The sequence below is a fragment of the Parabacteroides sp. Y3-G-102 genome (genome assembly GCF_023656845.1).
GTDB classification, from domain to species: Bacteria; Bacteroidota; Bacteroidia; order Bacteroidales; family Tannerellaceae; genus Parabacteroides; species Parabacteroides distasonis.
In genome coordinates, this window is record NZ_JAMOKU010000030.1 from 66,487 (window position 1) to 72,573 (window position 6,087).

Here is a 6,087-nt window from a genome sequence, read left to right on the forward strand (position 1 = left end):
GTAATCAATCTAAACTTAATTAAAAAACAAAGCAAAATGACAAAGAATGAATCTAAGCTATTATCCATTCAGGGGATAGCTAAAGCCTCAGCGTTCTGTTTGCTGCTTTCTGCCTTCTCTGTAAACGCCGCTATGGCCGCTCCCGCTCCCGCAGGCACGGTTGATGAAGTAATGGCAGTGCAGCAAGGCAAGAAAGTAACAGGTGTGGTTGTTGACGGTACAGGTGAGCCTGTTATTGGCGCTAACGTGGTGGTGAAAGGCACTACAAACGGTACGATCACTGATTTCGATGGAAATTATACGATCGAGGGTGTGCCCGCCGACGGAGTTTTGGTGATTTCCTATATTGGTTATTTATCTCAAGAGATCCCTGTAGGCAACCAATCTGCAATCAATGTTACATTGAAAGAAGATACACAGACTTTGGATGAGGTAGTAGTAGTAGGTTACGGTACGATGCGTAAATCGGATGTAACAGGTTCTATTTCTACAGCTAAAGGAGAAGAGATGTTAAAAGCTCAAAACTTTAGTGCATTGGATAACTTGCGTGGTAAGGCTGCCGGTGTAAATATCTTCTCTAACTCTAGCCAGCCGGGTGCTTATGGTAGCCGTGTTGTTATCCGTGGTCAAGCGACAATTAATGCCTCTTCTGATCCGTTGTATGTTGTGGACGGCGTAGTAATGGAGAACTTCTATTTGATGAACCCGAATGACATCGAGTCTATGGAGGTATTGAAAGATGCTTCCGCTACCGCTATCTATGGTGCTCGTGGTGCCAATGGTGTTATCATGGTTACTACGAAACGTGGTAACAAAGAAGGTGGAACGAAGGTTAGCTACTCTGGTTCTGTAAGCTTGGCTCATCGCGCTCGTAAGATGGATACGATGAATGCGCAGGAGTGGTGCGATGCTTTTATGCAAGGTATTGAGAATGAGAATAGATGGGGATCTGATAAGGATGGCAATCCATTTAACTGGTCTACTAATCGTGCGGATTGGTTTACAGATCGTCGTTTCTTCGATTCTAACGGTAATCCTCTTTATGATACAGATTGGCAAGATGAGGCAACTTGTACAGCGATCTCTCATAACCATCAATTGAATGTTCAGCAAGGTGGCGAGAAATCATCTATGGGTGCATTTTTGAACTATACTGATAACCAAGGTATCATGTTGAATACCTATTCAAAACGTTTGAATGCAAAGATCGCTTATGATGCGAATCCTACAACATGGTTATCTACAGCGATCAACTTGGCGGTGAACCATACTTGGGGTAACTCTACTCCAGAAGACGGTGGTGGACAGGATGCTCGTCGTACTATGATTGAAATGGTTCCTTGGATGCCGGTTCAATATAATGGCAAATATACCTCCACCAATACTCCAGAAGGGATGCCAATGGACTTTGAGGCAATGTCTAACCCTGTTCATATCTTGAAGACCTATAAGAATATGAACTATAATACAAAAGTATTCGGTAATGCAGCCTTGACATTCCATATCATCGAAGGTTTGGATTTGAAGACTCAATTCGGTGTTGACGCTAACTTTAAGACTTTGCATAAATATATGCCAAGTGACTTGGTGAATTTGGCATATGACCAACATGGACGTGCTGAAAGATATCATGCAAATACTCTTTATTGGCAGGAAGAGACTTACTTGACTTATAATAAGACGATTGGCGAGCACCGTATCAACGCTATGGCCGGTTTGTCTTGGCAGGAGCGCAAGTATGATTATTCTAGAATGTATACAGAAAACTTCACTACCGATTTCTTTGAGGACTTCAATATGGACGCAGGTACGAAGCCTGATGCTCCGAAGACTTATTGGGAACGTTGGGCTATGAACTCCTATTTCTTACGTTTCGCTTATACATTCAAGGATCGTTACTCCGCTACAATTACTGGTCGTTATGACGGTTCTTCTAAGTTTGGTAAGAATAATAAATATGCGTTCTTCCCATCAGCGGGTTTGGCTTGGAACATCACGCAAGAAGACTTTATGTCTGATCAAAATACGATCAGCAACTTGAAGTTGCATACCAGCTACGGTTTGACTGGTAACTCTGAGATTGGTGTTTACAAATCTTTAGCAACAGTTAAGAGCGAAACGTTATTATTGAACGGAACACGTAATTCCTATTCTTATTTAAATAGATTGCCTAACTCTGATCTGAAATGGGAGAAAACCGCCCAGTTCGATATAGGTTTCGATTTAGGTTTGTTCAATAATAGAATTACGTTAGATGCTTCTTATTACAACAAGAAGACTTCTGATCTGTTATTGGATGCTCCGGTTCCTCATACAACAGGTTTCGAGACTGTTTATAAGAATATCGGTTCTATCCGTAACCAAGGTTTGGATCTGATGTTATCTACTCGCAATATTGATACAAAAGACTTCACATGGACAACATCCATCAATGCTAACTTCAATAAAAATAAGATCTTATCTTTGGGTGACAATGACGAGGATATCTTGAAAAACGAATGGGTGAGCGGTGCTTCTATCTTGCGTGTAGGCGAAAGCGTAGGTAGTTTCTATGGTTACAAACGTTTAGGCGTTTATACAATAGAAGATTATGAAGCTGGTAACTGCCAGAAGAAACAGATCGGTCGTGCGAAACGTTCTTCTGAGCGTGAGATCATAGGTAAAGGTGTACCCGATTGGACTGGATCTATGATCAATACATTACGTTACAAGAATTGGGATTTCACTTTGGATTTACAATTTGTCGCTGGTGTTCAGACCTTGCAACAGTTCTATCACTCTACATATGACCGTTTCGGACAGACTAACGGCTTGACAAATATCTTGTATGACGCATATAATGGAACGAATCCTAATTCTATGCAGCAAGCTATCTGGTTGTTCAACGGTGGTCACGCAGGACAGGATACTTTGACAGACTCTCAATGGGTGGCTAATGGTTCTTATTTACGTGCGAACTTAATCCAGTTAGGTTATACTTTTGACTCAAATCAATTGGCAAAGACTCCGTTTAGTAGCTTACGCCTATATTTGAATGTGAACAATGCGTTCTTGATTACAGCGAAAGACTTTAATGGGTACGATCCTGAAAGTACATCTCAGATCTCTACATCTAACGGTTCAGTATCTCCAGAACAATTTGGTCAGAATATGGCCTTCTTCTCTTATCCGAGAGCTAGAACGTTTACGTTGGGTGTAAATGTAATATTTTAATTAATTAAATTATTCAGAAAATTGCAATGAAAAAAATATTAACAACAGCTATTTTATGTGCGGGATTGGTAGGATTTACCGCATGTGACAGTTTTTTGGATGAGGATCCGAAGTCGTCCTTGACTTTGGATACCTATTATAAGACAAGTGCTGATATTATTGGCAATGTCAATTATCTATATCGTGATGGTGCTCCTGATAAGATGGGTAATATGACTGGTGCTTATAGAGGTTCTAGCTTGTCTGTAATGAACATGGTAACTGGTTATTTCGTGAATGAATATGAAGGTCAGGAAGTAGACTGTTCCTATGCTCGCCAGTTGACTCGTCAGGACTTTACGCAATCTTGTTGTAATTATTTGACTAATGACACTTGGAAAAGTTGTTATAAGTCGATCAATGTAGCGAACGCAGTTATCAAGTATGTTGATGGTGTGGAAATGGATAATCAAGCTCAGTATAAAGCAGAGGCTCGTTTCTTCCGTGCATTGAACTATTTCTATCTTGTAAAAATGTTTGGTGATGTTCCAATGGTTACAGAACCTACAGAAGATGCTACTTTGGTTGAATATCCGACTCGTACGGCTGCATCGGAAGTTTTCAATACAGTTATCATTCCTGATTTACAGTTTGCTGTAGAGAATTTACCTAATGCTACTTTTGCAGGAAATAGTCACCGTGTGACAAAATATGCGGCTGATATGTTGCTGGCCGATGTTTACATGAGACTAGGAGAGTACGCTAATGCGGTTACTCCATTGAAAGATGTAATCAATAGCGGAAAATTCGCTTTGGCTACTAACGATAACCTTGCGGAAGGTAGTGCGTTCAATAAGTTACGTACAACAGATGATCTGCCAGAGGTTATTTATGCCCGTGAATATGACGCAGCTATTTCTCCTAACGGTAATATCCCGGTTCACGCATTCAATTTGATTTCTCCGACATTCTTCGCTAATTCTTCTACTGGAAACAAATACTCTTTGTGGGTAAATGTGTATGGTGTTAGCGAGCGTTATTTGAATGTGTATGGTGAGAAAGACTTGCGTGCCCAGATGAATCAGTTCTTCCATCGTACATATACGCATCCTGTTGATGGAACAACTCTGGATATGAAGATGCTTTGTAACTGGTACTGGTATGATGAGACTGCTATCTTAGAGACTGGTAAGGGTACGAAAGACTGGAACTTCTATCGTTATGCTGAAACATTATTATCTGCCGCTGAAGCTATCGCTCAGTCTAGTGGGGTAAACGCTGAGGCTGCCGGCTATTTGGCACAAGTTAAGGCACGTGCTAACATGGAAGGTAAGGATGTTTCTACAATCGCTTCCGAGCTTCAAAGATTAGGCAAGCAAGCTTTTATTGAAGAGTGCTGGAAAGAGCGTTTACGTGAGTTCCCATTGGAAATGAAGATTTGGGATGACTGTGTTCGTACAGGTAAATTCCCTCAAATCTCCGCTACAAACAAAGGTGAGGTTCAATTCGTTGATTTAATTGGCGCTAAGAATGGTAGCGGTGCTACATTCAAGGCAACAGACTTATACTGGCCGATCCCTGTAAACGAGATCCAACGTAATCCGAATTTAACTCAGAATGAGGGATATTCAGCGAAGTAATTACTTTTTATTTCAATAACTGATGGCTGAAAGGGAAGGATGAGTGATTATTCTTCCCTTTCTTCCTTAATACAAGAACCCCATCATCCATAACGGGATCTTATTTTTATATCATCCGCAACGATAAAACCGTCCGGTATCCCTTCTATTGGTGAGTACCTTTTTCGTTTGCCACCGATCTCGAACGTATAAATTCCATCCACTAAAAAATCGTTGGCTTCGCTCATACTTTACAAATTTATCCTTTCTATTTTATCTGTAATACTCGGATGTAAATCTAAGGTTGTTACTTGGTGAGACTTTTTCAATTGGTTCGCAAAGAACGTCTCCCGCATGTTGCCGATATTCGCTTTCAAAGGCGAGAGGATATACATCAGATTTCTATTTTTCAAGTAGATATTGTCCGGCTTTTGCAGGCGAGAGATACCAAAAGTAGAAACAGTTGTAGGTCAGCTTACTTTCTGCCAATACGTTTAGATAAGTCAATAAAACGTTTCTCGTGATACTAATCCATTCGCAGAGCTTACTGATATTCGGGATAAAAGGGGCCGGTAAAGATAATTTGCAGTTCTGGCATATCATCGTATATATTCTTCAACTCTTGGCTTTACTGGGGGGATTTATGTACCTCATCCAAGTGTAAGCGTGTTCCTCCTCGTTTCACGAAACGATCCGCAAAGTCATATAATGTATTGTCAGAGAAATAGATACTATCTAAGCTGACATATATGGTTCGTTCGTCTTGCGGAAAATTTCGCTTGATATGCTGTTGCGGTACACTCCCCGAGCACCTCTTATACCGATCAACCGGGCATCCCGATTAATCTCGTACACCGTGCTTCTAATAAAGGCGGTAGAGGTAAATCGCAACTTCTTTCGATACATCTCTATCAATCGCTCCATAATCGTACTTATATATATGCAAATATAACAAATTGTTTATAGCAGAGAGCAATTTTGGGCGTTTTTTGTTTACAGAAGGAAGCAATTGCTTATCCTCTAGCCTGTGTCAAAGTAAAGGATGTTTATGAAGTACTAGTGACTTGGCAAAGTAATATATACTGCGTGGGCAAAATAAGTATATATCCTTTGAGTAAGTCAGTAGTACTGCTCAGAAAATCATTCTTTTTTCTGACTATGCCTAAATTTACTTCACAGATTTTACTGTTATTTTCTAAGGTACTTCACATCTTAGAGAAGCTTCTCCTGAAAAACTTCACAGGGTTGAAAGTTGTTTCCTGAACCGGTTCACAGC

At 40.4% G+C, this 6,087-nt stretch carries 4 protein-coding genes; 2 read left to right on the top strand and 2 right to left on the bottom strand.

What is annotated here, in order from left to right; translation table 11 throughout:
- Positions 1–36 precede the first annotated feature (36 nt).
- Positions 37–3,213: a SusC/RagA family TonB-linked outer membrane protein gene (locus NBH16_RS15295; RefSeq protein WP_250788836.1), complete on the top strand. Its 3,177-nt coding sequence runs from the start codon at positions 37–39 to the stop codon at positions 3,211–3,213.
- A gap of 26 nt (positions 3,214–3,239) precedes the next feature.
- Entirely contained in the window at positions 3,240–4,832 is a 1,593-nt protein-coding gene (locus tag NBH16_RS15300; protein WP_008779636.1) for a RagB/SusD family nutrient uptake outer membrane protein, read from the top strand.
- 83 nt (positions 4,833–4,915) lie between these two features.
- Here the strand turns inward: NBH16_RS15300 and NBH16_RS15305 are convergent, their stop codons facing one another.
- Both NBH16_RS15305 and NBH16_RS15310 read right to left on the bottom strand, forming a co-directional pair.
- Positions 4,916–5,059 (bottom strand): hypothetical protein, encoded by a 144-nt coding sequence (locus NBH16_RS15305; RefSeq protein WP_005866422.1) that lies wholly within the window; start codon positions 5,057–5,059, stop codon positions 4,916–4,918.
- Between the two features lie 487 nt (positions 5,060–5,546).
- Positions 5,547–5,735 (bottom strand): hypothetical protein, encoded by a 189-nt coding sequence (locus NBH16_RS15310; protein WP_005866426.1) that lies wholly within the window; start codon positions 5,733–5,735, stop codon positions 5,547–5,549.
- Positions 5,736–6,087 lie beyond the last annotated feature (352 nt).

Excerpts from the sequence above, each read along its gene's own strand:
- NBH16_RS15295 (WP_250788836.1), top strand. The coding sequence starts at position 37 with ATGACAAAGAATGAATCTAAGCTATTATCCATTCAGGGGATAGCTAAA.
- NBH16_RS15300 (WP_008779636.1), top strand. The coding sequence starts at position 3,240 with ATGAAAAAAATATTAACAACAGCTATTTTATGTGCGGGATTGGTAGGA.
- NBH16_RS15305 (WP_005866422.1), bottom strand. The coding sequence starts at position 5,059 with ATGAGCGAAGCCAACGATTTTTTAGTGGATGGAATTTATACGTTCGAG.
- NBH16_RS15310 (WP_005866426.1), bottom strand. The coding sequence starts at position 5,735 with ATGGAGCGATTGATAGAGATGTATCGAAAGAAGTTGCGATTTACCTCT.